At 66.5% G+C, this 18,358-nt stretch carries 21 protein-coding genes and 3 tRNA genes; 11 read left to right on the forward strand and 13 right to left on the reverse strand.

Features of this window, described 5'->3' with window-relative positions:
- Positions 1–5 precede the first annotated feature (5 nt).
- Positions 6–524, reverse strand: a complete 519-nt coding sequence (locus tag A5782_RS00235) for a bacterial proteasome activator family protein (protein WP_067093506.1) — start codon at positions 522–524, stop codon at positions 6–8.
- 24 nt (positions 525–548) lie between these two features.
- Positions 549–2,516 (reverse strand): DUF6541 family protein, encoded by a 1,968-nt coding sequence (locus A5782_RS00240; protein WP_067093508.1) that lies wholly within the window; start codon positions 2,514–2,516, stop codon positions 549–551.
- Positions 2,517–2,634: 118 nt separating this feature from the next.
- Between A5782_RS00240 and A5782_RS00245 the strand changes: the two genes are divergently transcribed.
- The gene (locus A5782_RS00245) at positions 2,635–3,831 is read left to right on the forward strand and encodes a cysteine desulfurase-like protein (RefSeq protein ID WP_067093510.1); all 1,197 of its coding nucleotides are present in this window, start codon (positions 2,635–2,637) and stop codon (positions 3,829–3,831) included.
- Positions 3,832–3,851: 20 nt separating this feature from the next.
- Here the strand turns inward: A5782_RS00245 and A5782_RS00250 are convergent, their stop codons facing one another.
- Entirely contained in the window at positions 3,852–4,826 is a 975-nt protein-coding gene (locus A5782_RS00250; protein WP_067093511.1) for an NAD(P)H-quinone oxidoreductase, read from the reverse strand.
- A 36-nt stretch (positions 4,827–4,862) separates the two neighbouring features.
- On the opposite strand from A5782_RS00250, the gene A5782_RS00255 reads away from it, so the two are divergent.
- A tRNA-Ser gene (locus A5782_RS00255) sits at positions 4,863–4,949 on the forward strand.
- 6 nt (positions 4,950–4,955) lie between these two features.
- Here A5782_RS00255 and A5782_RS00260 read toward each other — a convergent pair.
- The 4 genes from A5782_RS00260 to A5782_RS00275 are packed head-to-tail and all read right to left on the reverse strand — an operon-like array spanning position 4,956 to position 8,417.
- On the reverse strand, positions 4,956–6,074 hold the full coding sequence (locus tag A5782_RS00260; protein ID WP_067093513.1) for a hypothetical protein: 1,119 nt from the start codon (positions 6,072–6,074) through the stop codon (positions 4,956–4,958).
- Positions 6,075–6,111: 37 nt separating this feature from the next.
- A complete protein-coding gene (locus A5782_RS00265) occupies positions 6,112–6,300 on the reverse strand; it encodes a hypothetical protein (RefSeq protein WP_067093514.1) in 189 nt (62 codons plus the stop codon).
- A 28-nt stretch (positions 6,301–6,328) separates the two neighbouring features.
- Complete coding sequence (lipE, locus tag A5782_RS00270) at positions 6,329–7,567, reverse strand: lipase LipE (protein WP_067093516.1); 1,239 nt, start codon at positions 7,565–7,567, stop codon at positions 6,329–6,331.
- Between the two features lie 25 nt (positions 7,568–7,592).
- Positions 7,593–8,417, reverse strand: a complete 825-nt coding sequence (locus A5782_RS00275; protein WP_067093517.1) for a crotonase/enoyl-CoA hydratase family protein — start codon at positions 8,415–8,417, stop codon at positions 7,593–7,595.
- 23 nt (positions 8,418–8,440) lie between these two features.
- Between A5782_RS00275 and A5782_RS00280 the strand changes: the two genes are divergently transcribed.
- A complete protein-coding gene (locus A5782_RS00280; protein WP_197694054.1) occupies positions 8,441–9,025 on the forward strand; it encodes a TIGR03086 family metal-binding protein in 585 nt (194 codons plus the stop codon).
- Between the two features lie 48 nt (positions 9,026–9,073).
- Here the strand turns inward: A5782_RS00280 and A5782_RS00285 are convergent, their stop codons facing one another.
- Together A5782_RS00285 and hisC are read right to left on the reverse strand one after the other, a co-directional pair.
- Positions 9,074–9,535, reverse strand: a complete 462-nt coding sequence (locus A5782_RS00285) for a DUF4334 domain-containing protein (RefSeq protein ID WP_067093520.1) — start codon at positions 9,533–9,535, stop codon at positions 9,074–9,076.
- A 10-nt stretch (positions 9,536–9,545) separates the two neighbouring features.
- Positions 9,546–10,613, reverse strand: a complete 1,068-nt coding sequence (gene hisC, locus A5782_RS00290; protein ID WP_067093522.1) for a histidinol-phosphate transaminase — start codon at positions 10,611–10,613, stop codon at positions 9,546–9,548.
- Between the two features lie 83 nt (positions 10,614–10,696).
- Between hisC and A5782_RS00295 the strand changes: the two genes are divergently transcribed.
- A tRNA-Ser gene (locus A5782_RS00295) sits at positions 10,697–10,785 on the forward strand.
- A 43-nt stretch (positions 10,786–10,828) separates the two neighbouring features.
- Positions 10,829–10,901: transfer RNA gene (locus A5782_RS00300), tRNA-Arg, on the forward strand.
- Between the two features lie 190 nt (positions 10,902–11,091).
- Here A5782_RS00300 and A5782_RS00305 read toward each other — a convergent pair.
- From A5782_RS00305 to A5782_RS00315, 3 genes are read right to left on the reverse strand one after another with little or no spacing between them, the layout of a single operon-like run.
- Positions 11,092–11,664 carry a GNAT family N-acetyltransferase gene (locus A5782_RS00305; RefSeq protein ID WP_231986554.1) on the reverse strand — a complete coding sequence of 191 codons (573 nt, stop codon included), beginning with the start codon at positions 11,662–11,664 and terminating at the stop codon, positions 11,092–11,094.
- Between the two features lie 9 nt (positions 11,665–11,673).
- Positions 11,674–12,201 carry a hypothetical protein gene (locus A5782_RS27135; RefSeq protein WP_082942718.1) on the reverse strand — a complete coding sequence of 176 codons (528 nt, stop codon included), beginning with the start codon at positions 12,199–12,201 and terminating at the stop codon, positions 11,674–11,676.
- Positions 12,202–12,220: 19 nt separating this feature from the next.
- Positions 12,221–13,219: a phosphotransferase family protein gene (locus tag A5782_RS00315; protein WP_067093825.1), complete on the reverse strand. Its 999-nt coding sequence runs from the start codon at positions 13,217–13,219 to the stop codon at positions 12,221–12,223.
- Between the two features lie 211 nt (positions 13,220–13,430).
- On the opposite strand from A5782_RS00315, the gene A5782_RS00320 reads away from it, so the two are divergent.
- The 6 genes from A5782_RS00320 to A5782_RS00340 all read left to right on the forward strand — a co-directional run bounded on the left by A5782_RS00320 (position 13,431) and on the right by A5782_RS00340 (position 17,763).
- Positions 13,431–14,375, forward strand: coding sequence for a class I SAM-dependent methyltransferase (locus A5782_RS00320; protein WP_067093827.1), 945 nt, complete (start codon positions 13,431–13,433; stop codon positions 14,373–14,375).
- 104 nt (positions 14,376–14,479) lie between these two features.
- The gene (locus A5782_RS00325; RefSeq protein ID WP_067093526.1) at positions 14,480–14,890 is read left to right on the forward strand and encodes an MmcQ/YjbR family DNA-binding protein; all 411 of its coding nucleotides are present in this window, start codon (positions 14,480–14,482) and stop codon (positions 14,888–14,890) included.
- Positions 14,891–14,996: 106 nt separating this feature from the next.
- The gene (locus A5782_RS00330; protein WP_067093527.1) at positions 14,997–15,236 is read left to right on the forward strand and encodes a hypothetical protein; all 240 of its coding nucleotides are present in this window, start codon (positions 14,997–14,999) and stop codon (positions 15,234–15,236) included.
- A 23-nt stretch (positions 15,237–15,259) separates the two neighbouring features.
- Complete coding sequence (locus tag A5782_RS25915; RefSeq protein ID WP_156623734.1) at positions 15,260–15,415, forward strand: DUF6131 family protein; 156 nt, start codon at positions 15,260–15,262, stop codon at positions 15,413–15,415.
- Positions 15,416–15,569: 154 nt separating this feature from the next.
- Positions 15,570–16,274, forward strand: a complete 705-nt coding sequence (tcrX, locus tag A5782_RS00335) for a two-component system response regulator TcrX (protein WP_066992789.1) — start codon at positions 15,570–15,572, stop codon at positions 16,272–16,274.
- Positions 16,252–17,763: a cell wall metabolism sensor histidine kinase WalK gene (locus A5782_RS00340; RefSeq protein ID WP_067093529.1), complete on the forward strand. Its 1,512-nt coding sequence runs from the start codon at positions 16,252–16,254 to the stop codon at positions 17,761–17,763. The genes tcrX and A5782_RS00340 overlap by 23 nt, the downstream gene beginning before the upstream one ends.
- A gap of 21 nt (positions 17,764–17,784) precedes the next feature.
- On the opposite strand, the gene A5782_RS00345 is transcribed toward A5782_RS00340, so the two are convergent.
- On the reverse strand, positions 17,785–18,252 hold the full coding sequence (locus A5782_RS00345) for a lipoprotein LpqH (RefSeq protein ID WP_067093531.1): 468 nt from the start codon (positions 18,250–18,252) through the stop codon (positions 17,785–17,787).
- Between the last annotated feature and the right edge of the window lie 106 nt (positions 18,253–18,358).

Here is an 18,358-nt window from a genome sequence, read left to right on the forward strand (position 1 = left end):
TTCGCTTACAGGTACTGACCGTGCGCGGGCGCGCCGCCCGGCTTGCCCATGCCCGGGGGGAGCGCCCCCTGGCGCATTTTTTCCAGCTGCGCGCGGGCGGCCATCTGCTGGGCGAACAGCGCGGTCTGGATGCCGTGGAACAGTCCTTCCAGCCAGCCGACCAACTGTGCTTGGGCGATGCGCAATTCGGCGTCCGACGGCGCGGCGTCCTCGTTGAAGGGCAGGGTGAGGCGATCAAGCTCCTCACGCAGTTCGGGCGCCAAGCCCTCCTCGAGCTCCCGGATGCTGGTCGCGTGGATCTCGCGTAGCCGGTTACGGCTCGCCTCGTCCAGCGGTGCGGCGCGCACTTCCTCGAGCAGCTGCTTGATCATGGTCCCGATGCGCATCACCTTTGCCGGCTGCTCAACCAGGTCCGTCAGGGAGCGCTCGTCGGCGTCGTCGTCGGCGAGCGCCATCATGCGCGGGTCGACGCCGCCGATGATTTCGACGTCGCTATCGTCGGGGCCGTCGTTGCGGGTACTCAATCCTTCACCATCCTTTGTGGACTATTAGTGTGGCGTGCCGTTTCCGCGCCATTCATAAATTCGGGCACCGCCATTGTCGTAGATCAACGCCCACGACTTCGACTTATCCAGTGACACTAGTCCTTCGGGTACGGCGAACCCCCGGACCGTCGGCGAGCTAGCGTAGATGTACCGAATATTGAGCGCTTTAATCGCCTCGAGCACCCTCGGATCGGAATCACCGCGGCGCGCATACGCCCAGAAGATGTACCGGTTGGGACCCGGGCCCATCTGTTGCGGGTAGTCGTAGTGGGTCCATAACGGATGCAGATCGGCGACCGCGTACATCCACGCGGTGCCGTCGGTGTTGGCGTTGCCGATCAAGGTCTCGTGCGCGCCGGGCAGCTTGGCCAGATAGGCCATGGCCATCAGGTCGCGCTGGTCGATCATCACCGAGTCGTACTTGTCGCCGAACAACACCAGGTGCCGATAGAGGTAGTGGCGCCCGGTGAGGACCGTGGCCGCCACCAGCAGCACCGCAGTGGTCGCGATCCAGACCGGAGCGGGCAGTGCTTTGAATCGGCCGGTGACCCGTTTAGCGACGCCCACGACGCCCACGACGATCGCGAACAGTGCGATGCCGGCCATCGGCTCCAGGAGCAGGGTGATGGCGGCCGAGATGCGGCGCGGATCTTTGTAGAAAAACTCGCCGAACATGCCGGCCGCCGCACCGATCGGACCGCCCAGCGGATTCCCGGCGTCGACGTCCACCACCACCAGCACCAGCCACAGCGCGAGCGGCCACCAGATCTTTTTGACCAGGAAAATGACCCCGCCGATGGCCGTTACCGCGATCAGCCCGTACTGCACCGGAAAGTCGTTGAGGTGGCGGGAGTGCTGGAAGACCGTGTCGAACAGTCCCCGCTTCTTGCTGAGGTGGGTCAGAAAGGAATGCCCGGCAATGATGTCTTCCTGCCCCTGGACGCTGATGAATTGCGGCAACAGGATCAGTCCGGAGAGCGCCGCAACGCAGGCCAGGGCGACAAAATCGGCCAGCCTGCCGCGCACCGGACGCCACACCACGTCCATGAGCCACCAGGCCACCAGGAACAACAACACGATCACCCCGCCGGTGATGTGCACGGACATCACGCCCACCCAGGCCAGCACCGCCGCCGGGATGCGATCGCGGTGTCGCACCGTGGAGGTGATCAAGACGAACGCCGGGACCGCGACCCCGTAGGCCGCCAGGTTGGGCATCGCGGCGACGCCGAACTCGACGTAGGGAACCGCGGTGAACGATGCCGACAACGCAGCCGCCGTGGCCGCCGCCCCGGCGCAGCGCCACTGCGTCGTGCGCGACCGCAGCAGCTGCCAGGTGAGCATCGCCGCGCTGGTGGGGAACAGCCAGACGGATTCCGCGACCGAACTCAGCGTGTAACCGGTGGTGGGCGCCGCCCCGGTCAATTGACAGAACACCGCGGTCAGCGCGTGGAACACCGACGGGTAGTACAGCGTCTTATGGGTCTCGACGTTGCGCAGCTCGCCCATGTGCGTCGATGACGCCTGGCCGGTGTCCAGGATGAACCGCACCTCGTTGGCGTGCCACACGGCGTCCCAGGTGCTCGGGATGGTCTGCCAGTGGGCGGCCAGGCCGCGATAGGCCGCCCACATGATGAGCAGGGCGCCCAACAGCACGCCCGCGCCCACCGTGACGGCAGGCCAGCGGCTGATCCCGCGGGCTTCGGCGTCGCGATCGCGGTAGCGGCCGAGCAGCAGCTGTAAACCGATCATCAACAGGCAGACCACGACCAGTGCCGCCAGCGCCGTCCACCCGTTCCACGGAATCCCGATGGCACCAAACGGAATAATGGCCAGCGCGACCACGCCGTAGGTCAGCGCCGGGCCGACGGCGACAGCGACCGGCCACGACAACTGACTGATACGAGCGATGATCGCCCCCGGCGCTATCAGCAAAAACAATGCAATCAGCGTTCCGAACCAGAGGCCCACTCGACTAGTATGGCTGGCCGGGTGCCCTGGCTCGGGAGGCCACCAACTGGCCGGAACGTCTGTGGCGCCCGCTACAGTCACAGTTTCGCAAAAAAGCGGAAGCCCTAAGGTGGCCCACATGGCATACGACGTCGCCCGGGTGCGCGGACTGCATCCTTCGCTGGGTGACGGGTGGGTACACTTCGACGCCCCGATCGGCATGCTGATTCCCGATTCCGTCGCGACCACCGTGTCGACGGCCTTTCGCAGGTCCGGGCCCACCACGGTGGGCGCACACCCATCGGCACAGCGCAGCGCCGCGGTTCTCGAGGCGGCGCGGGCGGCGGTGGCCGATTTGTTCAACGTCGAACCCGCGGGGGTCGTGTTGGGGGCCGATCGGGCGATTTTGTTGTCGGCGCTGGCCGAGGCGTCGTCGTCGCGGGCCGGCCTGGGCTACGAGGTCATCGTCAGCCGCCTGGACGACGAAGCCAACATCGCCCCGTGGCTGCGTGCGGCGCACCGGTACGGCGCCAAGGTCAAGTGGGCCGAGATCGATATCGAGACGGGCGAGCTGCCGACGTGGCAGTGGGAGGGGTTGATCGGGAAGTCGACCAGGCTGGTCGCCGTCGCCTCGGCCTCCGCGACGCTGGGCACGGTCACCGATCTGCGGGCGATGACCAAGCTGGTGCACGACGTCGGCGGCCTGGCGGTGGTCGATCATTCCGCCGCGGCGCCCTACCGGCTGCTCGACGTGAAGGAGACCGACGCCGACGTGGTGGCGGTGAACGCCGCGGCGTGGGGCGGTCCGCCGATCGGGGCGATCGTGTTCCGTGATCCGGCGCTGCTCAACTCGTTCAGTTCCATCTCGCCGGACCCCAAAGCCACCGGGCCCGCGCGCCTCGAGATCGGCGCGCACCAGTTCGGTCTGCTGGCCGGCGTGGTGGCCAGCATCGAGTACCTGGCTTCGCTCGACGAGTCCGCCCGCGGCGGCCGGCGCGAACGCCTGGCGGTATCGATGCAATCCGCGACGTCGTATCTGAACCGGATCTACGACTACCTGATGGTGTCGTTGCGGTCGTTGCCGTTGGTGATGGTGATCGGGCGTCCGGAGGTGCGGATCCCGGTGGTCAGTTTCGCGTTGAACGGCGTGCCCGCCGAGCGAGTCGTGCAGCGGTTGGCAGACAACGGAATTCTGGCCGTCACCAATGAAAGTTCCCGTGCGCTCGATGTGTTGGGTGTCAATGACGTGGGCGGTGCGGTCACCGTAGGCCTGGCCCACTACTCGACGACGGCCGAAGTCGACCAGTTGGTGCGCGCGCTGGCCTCACTGGGTTGAGGCCGGGCTGATTCACCGGTCTAGGCCGGCAGCGTCAGCACGACCTTCCCGTGCACCTCTCCCGCCGCCAGCTTCTGGTGGGCGACGCCCGCCTGCTCGATCGGGATCCGCCCGCCGATGATCGGCCGGACCCGGCCGTCGGCAATCATCGGCCACACCGCGTCGGTCACTGCCGCCACGATCTCGCTCTTGCTGTTCGGGCCGCTCACCGGACGCCCCCGCAGCGTGGTGCCTATGACGCGCGCCCGCTTGGCGAGCAGCTTGCCGACATTGAGCTCGCCCTTGATGCCGCCCTGCATCCCGATGATGACGAGCTGCCCGTCGGTGGCCAGGGCGTCGATGTTTCGGTCCAGATAGGAGGCGCCCATGATGTCGAAGATCACGTCGGCGCCGCCGGACTCCTGCAGCCGTGCGACAAAGTCCTCGTCGCGGTAGTTGATGGTGATTTCGGCACCCAGGTCGCGGCAGGTCTGCAGCTTTTCCTCCGATCCGGCGGTGACCGCCACCCGGGCACCCAGCGCCCGGGCGATCTGGATCGCGTGGGTTCCGATACCGCTGGCCCCGCCGTGCATCAGCAGCAGCTGGCCCTTGCTCAGGTGGGCGGTCAGCACCAGGTTCGACCACACGGTGCAGGCCACTTCGGGCAACCCGGCGGCGTCGACCAGATCGACGCGATCCGGAATCGGCAGCAGCTGGCCAGCGGGAACCGCGACGTACTCGGCGTACCCGCCCCCGGCGAGCAACGCGCAAACCTCTTGTCCGACAGACCATTCCGCCACATCGGCGCCGACTTCGCTGATGACGCCGGACACTTCCATGCCGATGATCTCGCTCGCTCCCGGCGGCGGCGGGTATTTGCCGGCGGCCTGCAGCAGGTCGGCGCGGTTCACGCCGGCGGCGGTGACCTTGACCAAGACGTCGCCCGGCCCGGCGGAGACGTCCGGCACTTCCTGCCAGGAGAGTTGATCGGAAGATTCGGCGACGATGGCGCGCATGTGGCCACGCTACCGAGTCCCGCTACCCTGATCAGCGGTGGCGTGGCAGAGCGGCCTAATGCACTCGCCTTGAAAGCGAGAGACGGCTAAAACCGTCCGGGGGTTCAAATCCCTCCGCCACCGCTGAAGTCACTCGACACTCTGGTGCAGCGTCGGTGCGTAGCGCAGCACCGCGCCCACGCCGTCGGCCGGGGAGATCCGCTCGTCGGTGCGCACCAGGGCGGCACCGACCGAGATCGCCGATACCGGCAGCGCCTCGTCGGCCCGCAGCGTCTTGGCAGGAGCGGCGCCCTGCTCGGACAACACGTTTTCGTCGGGGGCAATCGTCGTCATACCTTCGTCGGCAACGACGGTCGCGTCGCCGATGTCGCCGATGATCAGGGTCTCCACCGCGCCCTGACGCAGCGCCGAGCAGACCGCGCCGAGTCCCTCGGCCGCCAACCCCGACTGCCGGCCGATCTCGGCGGTAAAGCGCTGCGCGGCATCGTCGATCGTGCGCAACTGCCTCTTGACGAATTCACCTTCGATGGCGTGCTCGATCTCGCCGAAGTCGTGCCCACTGTGCCGCGCCCCGACCTCGAGAGCCACCGTGCGGTCCTGCAGCCGCTCGGGCAACGCGGCCAGCAGATCGGAGCGCGAGCGCACCTCACCCACGACGAAGATCACCTCGATCGCCTTGTCGTCGGCCAGTTCGGCGACGCGGTCGGCGACGGCGCGCAGGTTCTTGCGCGCGGCCTCTTCGGTGCGCAACTGGGGGTCGCCGTAACCCGCGGTCTCGGCGCCGGCGGATTTGTGCACGGGATAGCCACCACCGTCCACCGTCTCGGCGCGCAGTGTCCCGCCGATGTGAGTGGTGATGTCGGCGCCACTGTGGTCCACCACCACCAGCACATAGTCCGGATGATCGAAGCTCTGCTCGAGAATCGGTACCAGGTAGGGCAATTCGGAGACGCGGACGACCTCGGTAGCGGCGGGGCGGGCCAGGTGCTCGTTGATCACCACGCCGTCGGCGCCGGCGACCACCGCCCGCCCGCTACGGCCGATCGGGGGACGCAGGTCCATGATCGCGTCCCCGATCTGGCCGATGACGTGTGCGTCGGCACCTTGGCGTTCCAGTTCTTCTTTGACCGCCCGCCACTTGAGCTCGAGCTGAGTCTCGGCGTCATGGGTGTCATGTGAATCGTCGAAATACACCGAAGCGAACGGCCCCGGTGCGTCCAGCAGTTTGCGGAAGCGTTGCGAGTCCATGCTTTGTTGGTTGCCCCACGAGCCGGGGGACAAACACCTAGCTTCGATCGCCCTCGCTGTCGTCGAAGAAGTGCCACTCGCCGTCGTGCTGGACTTCCATTCGCCAGCCGAGCTCGCTGTTGTCGGCCTTTTGATCGACGAACCACGCGTGTGCGTCGTCGGCGCTTTCGATGTCTTTGGTGGCGACGACCTCGCCCTTCGGGTCGAGCACTCGATATGTAGCCATGGGGGCAGTGTTCCCACTGCCGTCGTCGTCAATCGCCGGGGATTTCGGCGGTGATCGTGTCCAGCAGGGCGGTATACCGTCGCGCTTCGGGATCCCGCCCGGGTTTTCCGCTGCTCACCACGCCGGCCGACAGGCCGCGCGCCGGGTCGGCCCAGATCGCGATGTTGACCAGGCCAAGGTTGCCGAACGCGTGCGGCGCGTTACGCCCGAACGGTCCCCACCGATTGGTGCCGAGGATGTACCCGGTACCCCAGCGCGCGGGCTGCAACCCGACCGCGAAATCCGGTCGGAGCCTTCGGCATTCGGTCACCGCGCCGTACATGGTCTCCGGACTGATCACCCGCACGCCATCGAGTTCGCCTCCGCGCCGCCAAATCTCGGCGAACCGTGACATTTCCTGGGCGGTCGACACCGTGTTGGACGACGGAATGATAGTGGTCAAGAACATCGGGGTATTCGTGTACGGGATCATCTCGTGCACGGTTCCGCCGATCGCCTTCCGAAAAATCTGGGCGACGACAGGTGGGAGCGTTCGCCCGGTGGCGTGACTCGGTGCGACCAAGGGGACGTCCTGCGTGGCGACGCCGAAGTTCGTCCAGCGGAAGCCGAGTGGGTCGAGGATCTCGGTGGCCAGGATCTCGCGAATCTCCTTGCCGGTGGCCGCGTAGACGATCTCGCGAACCAGCGGGCCCCAGGTCAGCGCGTGGTACATGTGGAACAGCCCGGGACGGTAGAGCGGTCGCAACTCGCCCAGCTTCTGCTGCGCGTACTCGTGGTCGTCGGCGCGGGTGACGTCCGGTCTGGGGCCGGTGGGGAAGGGCAGTCCCGCGCTGTGTGTCATCACGTGCCGGATGGTGATCCGATGCTTGCCATGACTGGTGAACGTGGGGATGTAGTCGCATACCCGATCGTCGAGCGAGAAGACACCGCGCTCGACGAGCATGTGCACCACGGTCGCCGCCATTCCCTTGGCCGCCGAGTACACACAGAACGGTGTGTCGGGCGTGACGACGATCTTCTCCGCGTCGGGCGGGTCGCTCGGGGCGTTGCCCCAACCGTGTCCGATCGCGCGGTTGAGCACGACGCGGCCGTGCCGGCGGATGCACAGCTGGATGGCGGGGTGGAAGCCGGCGCGGTACCAGTGCCGGGCGGCCTGCCAGATCCTGTCGACTGCGGCGCTGTCGATTTCGGAGTGGTCTTCGGCGCCGATCGCCGTCACGGAGTCCAGGTCTGCCGGGAGGCGGATCTTGCCGTCTGGTGTCGTCACCTCAGCGAGGGTACGTGTCGCCGGACTATTCCCCGGTGAACTGCGGCGGCCGCTTTTCGAACGTCGCCGAGATGCCCTCGGTCAGGTCCTTGGACGGCAGGAAGGCCGCGTTCCAGGCGGCCACATACCGCAGGCTCTCCGAGACCGCCGCGATGCGCTGCTGGTCGAGGACGTCCTTGACGCCGTGCACGGTCAGCGGGGGATTGGCGGCGATCTCCGCGGCGGTGGCGTGGGCCGCGGCGAGGGTGGCGTCGGCGTCGGCGTACACGTCGTTGACCAGGCCGATTTTCTCGGCCCGGGCCGCATCGATGTCCTTGCCGGTCAGCGCCAGCTCGCGCAGGTGTCCGTCGTTCAGGATCATCGGGAGGCGGGCCAGGCTGCCGACGTCGGCGACGATGGCGAGCTTGACCTCACGCACCGAGAACTTGGCGTCGGTGCTGGCGTAGCGGATGTCCACCGCCGAGATCAGGTCGACGCCGCCGCCGATGCACCAGCCGTGCACCGCGGCGATGGTGGGCGTCCGGCAGTCGGCGACCGCGCTGATGGCGCCCTGCATGCGCTTGACCTCGCGGTGGAACGCCGCGCGCGGGCCGGCCAACGCGTCGCCGGACAGCAGCGGGGCGAACGAACCGCCCATCGCCGGCAGGTCCAGGCCGTAGCTGAAGTTCTTTCCCGAGCCGGTCAGCACGATGGCCCGCACCTCGGGGTCGGCGTCCAGCGCGGCGAACAGCTCCGGCATCTCCGACCAGAACGCCGGTCCCATCGCGTTGCCCTTGCCCGGTCCGATCAGCGTCACCTGGGCGACGTGGTCTTTCGTCTCGACGGTGACGGATTCGTATGCTTGCGCCATATCGAGACCGTAGCGTGGCGAATATGGCTCCTGACTTGCGACCCGGACCGCATTCCCCGCCCACCGACGAGCTGCACAGCGCCGAGGACACGCTGGGGGTGCTGCAGCGGGTGCTGCACACCATCGCCGCCGACGACCTGTCCCGACCGACGCCGTGCACGGAATTCGACGTGTCGGGGCTGACCGGGCATCTGCTGAATTCGATCTCGGCACTCGGGGGCATGGTCGGGGCGGAGATTCCGGAGCGCGAGGAAGGCGATTCGGTGGAGCGCCAGGTGATCGCCGCGGCTCGGCCGGCCCTGGACGCCTGGCACCGCCACGGTCTGGACGGTTCGGTGCCGTTCGGCAAGGGCGAGATGCCCGCCAACAGCGCGTGCGCCATCCTGTCGATCGAATTCCTGGTCCACGCTTGGGATTACGCCGCCGCGGTGGGGCACGACGTCAACGCCCCCGAGCCGCTGTCCGAATACGTGCTGGGCCTCGCGCGTCACATCATCAGGCCGGAGTTACGGGGACAAGCCGGGTTCGACGACCCGGTCGACGTTCCCGCGGACGCCGGCGCGCTCGAGCAGTTGGTCGCGTTCACCGGTCGCGATCCGGCGGGGTAGTCAGGGGCTGGGACGTCGAGTGTGCGGCACGGCGGGACGGCTTAACGGCTACTCGCGTTCCAGGTAGAAGTAGTAGTACTTGCCGTTGTCCCGGACGCCCTTGCCGTTCATGATGCCCATCACGGCGTCGTCATCGATCTTCTTGAAGTGGTCGTGCACCGGCTGGCCGTCGTAGACCATGGTGGCGGTGACCTCGCCGCGGAAGTCCTCGAGCCACAGGCTGGCCTCGCCCTTGCCCATCTCCACGTTCGAAAACTTGTTGCCGTCGGCGTCCAGGCAGACCAGGGGCTGCACGTCGCGGACGGACTTGAAGGTCTTCCCGTACCACCGGGCCTTTTCCAGTTGGCCGTTCATCTTGTGGCCGGTCTGGAATTCGCCGCCCTTCCACTCGCCGAGCATCCCCTCGATCGTCGCGGGGGCGAGTTCGGCCCAGAATTCGTCGAGCTCGGAATCTGCGATGTCGCCGCTGCGCTCTTTGAACTCGGTGAACTTCTTGCGCGCGAGGTCCACGGGCGACTCCTTACGATTCGGTGCGGGCAATCCAATCGCGGGCAAAATGCAGCAGGGCGTCGTTTTCCTGCGGCGCACCAATGGTGACGCGGACGCCTTCGTTCGCGAACGGCCGCACCACCAGGTGCGCATCGGCCGCCTGCTCGGTGAAGTCCGTGGTGCGCTCACCCAACGGTAGCCACACGAAGTTGGCCTGTGACGGGGGCAGCTCGAATCCGGCCTCGCGCAGGGCGGTGCTGACGCGGGTGCGCTCGAGGACCAGCGCGTCGGTGCGGGCCATCAACTCATTGGAGGCCTCGAGCGACGCGATGGCGGCCGCCTGTGCGACGTTCGTCACCGCGAACGGCATGACGACCTTGTCCAGCGCCGTGATCAGCTCCGGGTGGCCGATCGCGTAACCGGCGCGCAAGCCCGCCAACCCGTAGGCCTTTGAAAAGGTCCGCAGCACAACGACATTGCTGTGGGTCAGGGCAAGCTCCAAGCTGTTGGGCAGCATGCCGTCGCGGATGTATTCGGCGTAGGCCTCGTCGATGGCGATCAGAATGTGCGACGGTACGGCCTCGACGAAGCGCGCCAGTGCGTCCGGATCGACGACGGTGGAGGTCGGGTTGTTCGGGTTGCACACGAAAATCAGCCGGGTGCGGTCGGTGATCGCCGCGAGCATCGCGTCGAGGTCGTGCGTGTGGTCGGTCAACGGCACTTTGACGGTGGCCGCCCCGGAGACCTGGATGATGGGCAGGTAGCACTCGAAGCTGCGCCAGCCGATCATCACCTCGTCGCCGGCCGCCGCGGTGATCTGAACCAGCTGCTGGCACAAGGTGACCGAACCACTGCCGACCGCGATGTGCTCGGGGGCGACATCGGAACCCAGGTGCATGGCCAGCGCTGCCTTGAGGTCCACGCTGGCGTTGTCGGGGTAGCGGTTGACGACGGCAACCGCGCGCTCAATCGCCGCGTGCACGCTGGGCAGCGGGCCGTGCACGGTCTCGTTGCTGGCCAGTTTGATCGAGCCCGGCACGTTCTTGCCGGGGACATACACTGGCAGTCCGGCCAGTTCGTTGCGCAGGCGGGCGGTCACTTCGACAGTTTATGTCCCAACTGTGTACAGTATGGCCGGTTCCGCGAGACCGGAAAGGGGTCGGTACCCTCAGAAAGTCCAAGGGAGGCGTGCCAGAGCGGCCGAATGGGGCTCACTGCTAATGAGTTGTCCCCCTCAAAGGGGACCGGAGGTTCAAATCCTCTCGCCTCCGCAGGATCCTTTAGCGGGAACACGGAACGACAACTGAAGAACAGGCGCCCGTAGCTCAACGGATAGAGCATCTGACTACGGATCAGAAGGTTAGGGGTTCGAATCCCTTCGGGCGCGCTCATCAGCCTCAGGGTTCGACCCCCAAAATGATTTGAATCGTTAAGACCCAGTTACTTGTGGGCTCGGCTTATCGGCGATACTTTCCCGCCATGACAAACAGCATTGCGCTAATCGGCGGTGGCGCCGGCGGCGGTTTCGTTGGTGGCGGCGCCGGTGGCGGTTTCCTGGGCGGTGGCGCCGGCGGCGGCTAAGCCCCCGCCTCGCCCATTCCGCTTGGCCCGACGATCGGGCCGGGCGCTTCATCCGGGTCGGCAACGCCCGGCAACTCGAGCTGCATCCACGCAACGTCGTGCCAGCTGCCGTGTTTCCACTCGACGCGCCGGTACAGCCCGGCATCGGTGAACCCGAAAGAGCGGTGGAATCCGTTGCTGGCCTCGTTGGGTTGGGTGATCCCGGCGAACGCCTGCCGGTAGCCCCGCTCGGTCAGCCTGCGCAACAGCTCCGTGTAAAGCGCTCGCCCCCCGCCGGTACGGCGATGGCCGGCGTCGAGGTAGATCCCGATCTCGGCCGACCATCGGTATGTGGCAAGGCGATTCAACGCGTGCGCGTAGGCGAAGCCGATCACTTGGCGATTGCGTTGCAGCACAAGCCATTCGTGGTTCAGCTGCGCCGCGGCGATGCGCGCGGCCATCTCAGCTAGCGTCGGGACTTCGATCTCCCAACTGATGACCGTGTGCTCGACGTACGGGCGGTAAATGGCAAGGCACGCAGGCGCATCCGCCGCAGATGCCGGACGGACCAGGCCGCCGCTCGCGTGCACGTCGCCGCGCTAGGGGCGTGGCTGGAAGGGCTGAAACGGCCCCCGGCGGGGCGGTTCGGTCACGGTCTGCGTGACGGTGCTGGTTTCGGTGCTCGGTGAAACGGTGACCGTGCTCGGTGGCTCTGTGGTCGTGCCCGTGTCGGTGCTCGGCGGCGGGGCCGTCTCGGTCACCGTCTCGGTCGGCGCTCCGCCGCCTCCGCCGCCTCCGCCGTGGTGCCGCGGCGCCCGCGTCGTGGTGGTCACCGGCGCGGTGGTGGACGGGACGGGAGTCGTCGTCGTTGTCGGGCTCGGCGCCGGCGACCCGCTCGCGAGCTTGACCACCGCGAACACCAGCGCAGCCAGCAGGATCACCCCCAAGGCGCCGGCCGCGACCAGCGCCGCGGGACGGCGGTACCACGGCGTTCCGGGCTCCGGTGGTTCGGGCGCGGGCTCGTTATACCCGCCGTACCGCTCGGGCGCGGGCTCGTTATACCCGCCGTACCGCGCGGCCGCGGTCGGCTCGGAGTAGAAATCCGGTTCCTCGGGATAAGGCGGCACGAGTGAAGATGTTAGTAGGTCAGCCCTTGTGAGAGATGAGGCCCAGCGCCCGCTCGAACAGATGCACCGTGGCCGCGTGCAATTGGTCGCCGACCTCCTTCTCCGCCTTCCCGGCGCAGGCGCGTGCCAGCGTTCCCTCGATCACGATCCCGAGCTTGAAGCAGGCCAGCACGGTGTACCAGGTGATGTGGGACAGGTCGCGAGTGGTGTTGGCGGCGTAGCGCTCGAAGAGTTCGTCGGTGCTGGCCAATCCGTCCTGCCCGCCCAGGGCGTGGCTGAACACACTGGAGCCGTCGGGCTGGCGCCAGGTGGCCAGCAGCCAGCCCAGATCCAGCAGGGGATCGCCGATCGTGCACATCTCCCAGTCGACGATCGCGACCACGTCGGGTCCCGTGCGGGAGAACATCACGTTGGCTGCGTGGTAATCGCCGTGCATGATGCCTGGCGTCCAATTGGCCGGCCGGTGGCGGTCCAGCCAGGTGGACACTTCCTCGATGCCCGGGATGTCGGGCCCGGGGTAGCCGTCGTACTCGTTGTAGGACTCCAGCTCCGAAAGCCAGCGCGGCACCTGGCGTTCCAAAAAGCCCGCCGGCTTACCGAAGTCGGCGAGACCCACCGCGACGTGGTCGACGGCACCCAGCTTGGCCAGCGCGTCGGCCATCGACAGGCCCATGCCGTGGCGCACCTCGGCATCGCCGGCGTGCAGCGGCGGCAGGCCCTCGCCCGCGTTGAATCCGTCGACCGGGTCCATCAAGTAGAAGACGGCGTCGCCCAGCACACCGGGGTCCTCACAGGCGGCGATCAAGTGTGGATGAGGTACATCGGTACCGGCCAGTGCGGCAAGGACTTTCGTCTCCCGCAAGATGACGCTGTTGCTGCGCGGCCGCAAGTGTCGTGGCCCGCGCCGCAGCACATAGGCCCGACCGGACCTGGTGAACCGCAGCATGACGTTCTGGGTTCCACCGGTGACCGTGGAAACGTCCTCTAGCGGCCCCTCGCCGAGTCCCTGCCCGGACATCCAGTCCGCCACGGCATCCAGATCCACGTAGTCCACTCCTCAGCCCTTCGGGTGCGGCGTGTGTCGGACGGTGTGCGCTCGAATCATGCCGAACTCCCTTGCAACCTGTGGACCGTCTGGGAAAAAGACTAGGGCAGGGGCGACGGTGGGCACCGGCCGGCGGCGGCTGGAAGAATAGTGTGCATAACTTACTTTCTGGAAGGAAATGGCGATGCCGCGGACCGACAACGATTCCTGGGAGATCACTCAAAGCGTGGGCGCCACCGCGCTGGGTGTCGCGGCAGCTCGCGCGGCCGAGACCGAAAGCGAGAACCCGCTGATCAATGATCCTTTCGCGCGCGTGTTCGTCGACGCCGCGGGCGAGGGGATGTGGAGCATCTACGCCGATCCGGCGTTGCTGGCCAGGGCTGGCGACATCGAGCCGGACCTGCGGGATCGGCTACGGCTGATGGTCGACTTCATGGCCACCCGGACGGCGTTCTTCGACGAGTTCTTCCTCGGCGCGGCCGACGACGGTGTTCGGCAGGTGGTGATTCTGGCGGCCGGCCTGGACGCACGCAGCTGGCGGCTCCCGTGGCCCGACGGCACCGTCGTCTACGAGCTCGACCAGCCCAAGGTGTTGGAATTCAAATCGAACACGCTGCGTGAGCACGGCGCGGCCCCGAAGGCGCGACTGGTCAACGTTCCGATCGATCTGCGTCAGGATTGGCCGAAAGCGCTGCAGGAGGCAGGATTTGACGCCTCTAAACCGGCGGTCTGGTCGGCTGAAGGCCTGGTTCGCTATCTGCCTGCGCAGGCCCAGGACTTACTGTTCGAACGGATCAATTCGCTGAGTGCCGAGGGCAGTTGGCTGGCGTCCAACGTGCCCGACGCGGGTTTCACCGATCCCGGCCGGGTGCAGCGCCAGCGCGACGACATGCGACGGATGCGGGCCGCAGCCGCCGAATTGGTCAACGCGGAGATCACGGACTTCGACGAACTCTGGTACCCGGAGGAGCGCACTCCGGTGGACGGCTGGCTGCGTGAGCGTGGCTGGGATGTCACGACGGCGTCGTTCGCGGAGTTGATGGCGCGGTATGACCGCAGCGTTCCGCAGGGTGCGGAGGACTCGATGCCGCCCACCCTCTACGTGTCCGCGCAACGGCGAGCGGACTGATCGCCCCGCCCGTCGCGGATCGCGTTCAGACCTCAAAGTTCCCTTACCCCAACATTTCCCGCCGCGGTGATGAGCTGGTCCGGGCAGTCGGTACCCTCGCCGTTATGGCTGCCCGACGCGCCCGGCTGAGCGACGTGCATGAGATCGCCGCTGCGATGCCGCACGTCCAGCGCCTGGAGGGTCCCAAGGGCAATGCCATTTACCAGGTGGGCGGGAAGTCGTTCGTCTTCTTCCGCACGCCCCGGCCCGACGCGACCGATCCGGACACCGGCGAGCGCTATGCCGACGTGATCATGCTTTGGGTGGAATCGGAGAGTGACAAATTGGCGTTGATTTCCGATCCCGTTTCACCCTTCTTCACCACGGATCATTTCGACGGACACCCGTCGGTCTTGGTGCGGGCCAGTCGGCTGGCTGAAATCAGCAGGACCGAATTAGCTGAGTTGATTCAGGACGCCTGGTTGTCCCGTGCGTCGAAGAAGCGTGCCGCGACCTGGCTCGCCGACCACCTCTGACGCTGCTGGCTGTGGCCGATAAGCACTGCCGCATAACCCATTGCATGTTTAGACATAAGTCGAATGGGTACCTTCTGGTCCACGAGAAAACTTCTTCTCGTCCACAATGGAGGTCACGATGCGTGGCAGCGGGATCATCGGAACGGTTGCGTTGGTGTGGTTGCTGATCGGAGTCTTCGCGGCGTGGCAGCGCGATTACTTCAAAAACGACAACACATCATGCGCCTCGGCGGGCACGGTTGCGGTGACCGTGATCGCAGGACCCTTGAATTACTTCGGTGTCAATCCGAAAGTCACGGATTGTCGTCTGCCGCAACCAAGTTCAATGCAATCGATCAACCTGTAACCGCTCACTCAAAGGAAGTAGACATGGTTATCTTAGGAATTGTCCTGCTTGTCCTGGGGTATTTCTTCCACGTACCCGTCCTGACCACGCTAGGCATCGTGCTGTTGGTGATCGGCGCGATCCTGTGGATTCTGGGCTCGGTCGGGCGTCCGGTAGCCGGCCGGCGCTACTGGTATTAACACCGCTTCGACCGACAACGGATCGCGCGACTGCTCAGCAGTCGCGCGATTTGTTTCACAGGACACGCATAGGTCGGGCATAGCCTGGGCTTAGCCCCCAGCGGGGATACTGGAACTTGTGACGCAGCCCCGAGCCTCGGTAGAGCGGGTTGTCATGTGCCGTGCGGACGGCAACCCCATAAACGTTTTGGTGGTAGACGACGAGTCCGTCCTGGCCGACATGGTGTCGATGGCGCTGCGATATGAGGGCTGGAACATCTCCACCGCAGGAGACGGGGCATCGGCCATCGCGGCAGCCCGCTCCCAGCGGCCCGACGTGGTTGTTCTTGACGTGATGCTGCCCGACATGAGCGGGCTCGACGTCTTGCACAAACTGCGCGAAGAGAACCCGCAACTGCCCGTGCTGCTGCTGACCGCCAAGGACGCCGTCGAAGACCGCATCGCCGGTCTGACGGCCGGTGGCGACGACTATGTCACCAAACCGTTCAGCATCGAAGAGGTCGTGCTGCGCCTGCGAGCCCTGTTGCGGCGCACCGGGGTGACGACGGTGGACAGCGGCGCACAGCTGGTGGTCGGCGACTTGGTACTCGACGAGGACAGCCACGAGGTCACCCGGGCGGGCGAGCCAATCTCGTTGACATCCACCGAGTTTGAACTGCTGCGATTCATGATGCGCAACTCCAAGCGGGTGCTGAGCAAAGCCCAAATCCTGGACCGGGTATGGAGTTACGACTTCGGCGGCCGATCCAACATCGTCGAGCTCTACATTTCCTACCTGCGCAAAAAGATCGACAACGGCCGAGAACCGATGATCCACACGCTGCGCGGCGCAGGTTATGTCCTCAAGCCGGCCCGCTGACACGCGGAGGGTCTGGTCCCTTCGACTGCGGCTGCTGGTCGGACAGATCGTCGTTTTGGCAATCGTCTGCGTCGGCATCACCGCGGCGACCGAACTGGCGCTGCTTCACCACCTGGTGGCCCAGCTGGATGGGCAACTCGCCGGAACCTCCTACCGCTCGGCGCTCATGTACCCCGAGCCTCCGCATTCGGGCTGGCGGCATCAGCACGTCTATCCAAGGCCGGGCCCCGGTCCGCGATTCCTGGACGCCCCGGGCCAGCCCGCGGGCATGGTGGCCGCGGTGGTCAGCCACGGGAACACGGTGGACGCCGGTTACACGACGAGCAGCGGTGATCGGGCCGAGCTGAGCCCGACCGCCCAGCTGCAGCTGTCCGGAATCGCCGGCAGCCGCAAGCCGGTGACGCTGGACCTCGACGGGCTCGGGCGCTACCGGGTGGTCGCGGCGCCGAGCCGAAACGGCGGCGACGTCATCGTTACCGGTCTGTCCATGGTCAACATCGACGCCACCCTGATGCGGATGCTGGTCATTTTCGGGATTGTCACGGTCATCGCGCTAGTTGCCGCGACGACGGCCGGTGTGATCATCATCAGGCGGGCGCTGGCGCCGTTGCGCCGCGTCGCGCAAACCGCGAGCAAGGTGGCCAGCTTGCCGCTGGCGCGCGGCGAGGTCGAACTACCCGTGCGCGTGCACGAATCCGACGCGAACCCGTCGACCGAGGTGGGGCAACTCGGCGCCGCCCTCAACCAGATGCTGGACCACATCGCTGCCGCGCTGTCGGCGCGGCAGGCCAGCGAGACGCGGGTTCGCCAGTTCGTCGCCGACGCCAGTCACGAACTGCGCACACCCCTTGCGGCGATCCGGGGCTACACCGAACTGACCCAACGGATGGGCGACGATCGCGAGGCGGTGGCGCAGGCGATGAGCCGGGTGGCGTCGGAGACGCAGCGAATGACGCGCTTGGTCGAGGACCTACTGCTGCTGGCGCGGCTGGACTCCGGCCGGCCGCTGGAACGCGAACCGGTGGATCTGTCGCGGTTGGCGGTGGATGCGGTCAACGACGCTCACGTTGCCGGACCCGACCATCAATGGGAACTCGACCTGCCCGAAGAACCCGTGGTGGTCACCGGGGACGCGGCGCGGCTACACCAGGTGCTGACCAATCTGCTTGCCAACGCCCGCGTCCACACCGGGGCGGGCACCGTCGTGACGACGCGGTTGAGCACCGAGCGGTCGCACACCGTGCTTCAGGTCATCGACGACGGACCCGGCATCCCAGCGGGGCTGCAATCCGAGGTTTTCGAACGGTTCGCGCGCGGCGACTCTTCGCGTTCTCGCAAGGGCGGTAGCACCGGGCTGGGGCTGGCGATCGTCTCCGCGGTCGTCAAGGCGCACAACGGGACGATCGTGGTGGACAGTGCACCGGGCCGGACCGAGTTCACGGTGCGGTTACCACCCAACGGATGGCAACCGCCCGCGTCCAATTCCTAGCTCGTCGCGCTCGTCACCGGGCTACGAGCACGTCGCGTCGATCTCGAACGGCTTGCTCACCTGCTGCATCGGGTTCGCCATGTCGACGCCGCCGGCCGTACCGGTGACTTTGTAGGTGTTGCCGTCCTTGGCCGCCGAGGCATTGCCCTGACCGCCCTGCGCGTACTGCAGGGTCACGCCGTTGACGTTGCCGAGCTGGACCGCCTTCACCGTGGGCGGGTTGGCGTCGGCGAGCACGACACTGATCCCGGTGGTGTTGCCACCGACCGCAATCGAGATGTTGCCGCCGGCCTTGGTGCAGATAGTGGTGCCCTGGACGTTCTGGTCCTTGCCGTCGATGATGACCTTCGACGAGTTGTTGCCGCCGGCCGACACGGAGCCTCCCGGCACCGAGGTCGAAATGCCATTCGACTTGTTGCTCGAACAGCCCGATATACCGGCGACCAGAATTGCCGCTCCAGCTGCCGCGACAGTCAGTCCACGCTTCACCTGTTCTCCTTTGCCCGAATTTTGCGGCTCTCAGCATTGAGGGCCGTCACGGCAGTATGCGTGTTTGCCCAGGCGCACATGGCAGGTTCGACGAAATTCTTTCCGG

This window comes from Mycobacterium sp. 852002-40037_SCH5390672 (assembly GCF_001665875.1).
Taxonomy (GTDB): domain Bacteria; phylum Actinomycetota; class Actinomycetes; order Mycobacteriales; family Mycobacteriaceae; genus Mycobacterium.

Coding starts and splice junctions, on each gene's coding strand:
- A5782_RS00245 (WP_067093510.1), top strand. CDS start 2,635: ATGGCATACGACGTCGCCCGGGTGCGCGGACTGCATCCTTCGCTGGGT.
- A5782_RS00250 (WP_067093511.1), bottom strand. CDS start 4,826: ATGCGCGCCATCGTCGCCGAATCTTCCGATCAACTCTCCTGGCAGGAA.
- A5782_RS00260 (WP_067093513.1), bottom strand. CDS start 6,074: ATGGACTCGCAACGCTTCCGCAAACTGCTGGACGCACCGGGGCCGTTC.
- A5782_RS00265 (WP_067093514.1), bottom strand. CDS start 6,300: ATGGCTACATATCGAGTGCTCGACCCGAAGGGCGAGGTCGTCGCCACC.
- A5782_RS00275 (WP_067093517.1), bottom strand. CDS start 8,417: ATGGCGCAAGCATACGAATCCGTCACCGTCGAGACGAAAGACCACGTC.
- A5782_RS00280 (WP_197694054.1), top strand. CDS start 8,441: ATGGCTCCTGACTTGCGACCCGGACCGCATTCCCCGCCCACCGACGAG.
- A5782_RS00315 (WP_067093825.1), bottom strand. CDS start 13,219: ATGTCCGGGCAGGGACTCGGCGAGGGGCCGCTAGAGGACGTTTCCACG.
- A5782_RS00320 (WP_067093827.1), top strand. CDS start 13,431: ATGCCGCGGACCGACAACGATTCCTGGGAGATCACTCAAAGCGTGGGC.
- A5782_RS00325 (WP_067093526.1), top strand. CDS start 14,480: ATGGCTGCCCGACGCGCCCGGCTGAGCGACGTGCATGAGATCGCCGCT.
- A5782_RS00330 (WP_067093527.1), top strand. CDS start 14,997: ATGGAGGTCACGATGCGTGGCAGCGGGATCATCGGAACGGTTGCGTTG.
- A5782_RS25915 (WP_156623734.1), top strand. CDS start 15,260: ATGGTTATCTTAGGAATTGTCCTGCTTGTCCTGGGGTATTTCTTCCAC.
- tcrX (WP_066992789.1), top strand. CDS start 15,570: ATGTGCCGTGCGGACGGCAACCCCATAAACGTTTTGGTGGTAGACGAC.
- A5782_RS00340 (WP_067093529.1), top strand. CDS start 16,252: ATGTCCTCAAGCCGGCCCGCTGACACGCGGAGGGTCTGGTCCCTTCGA.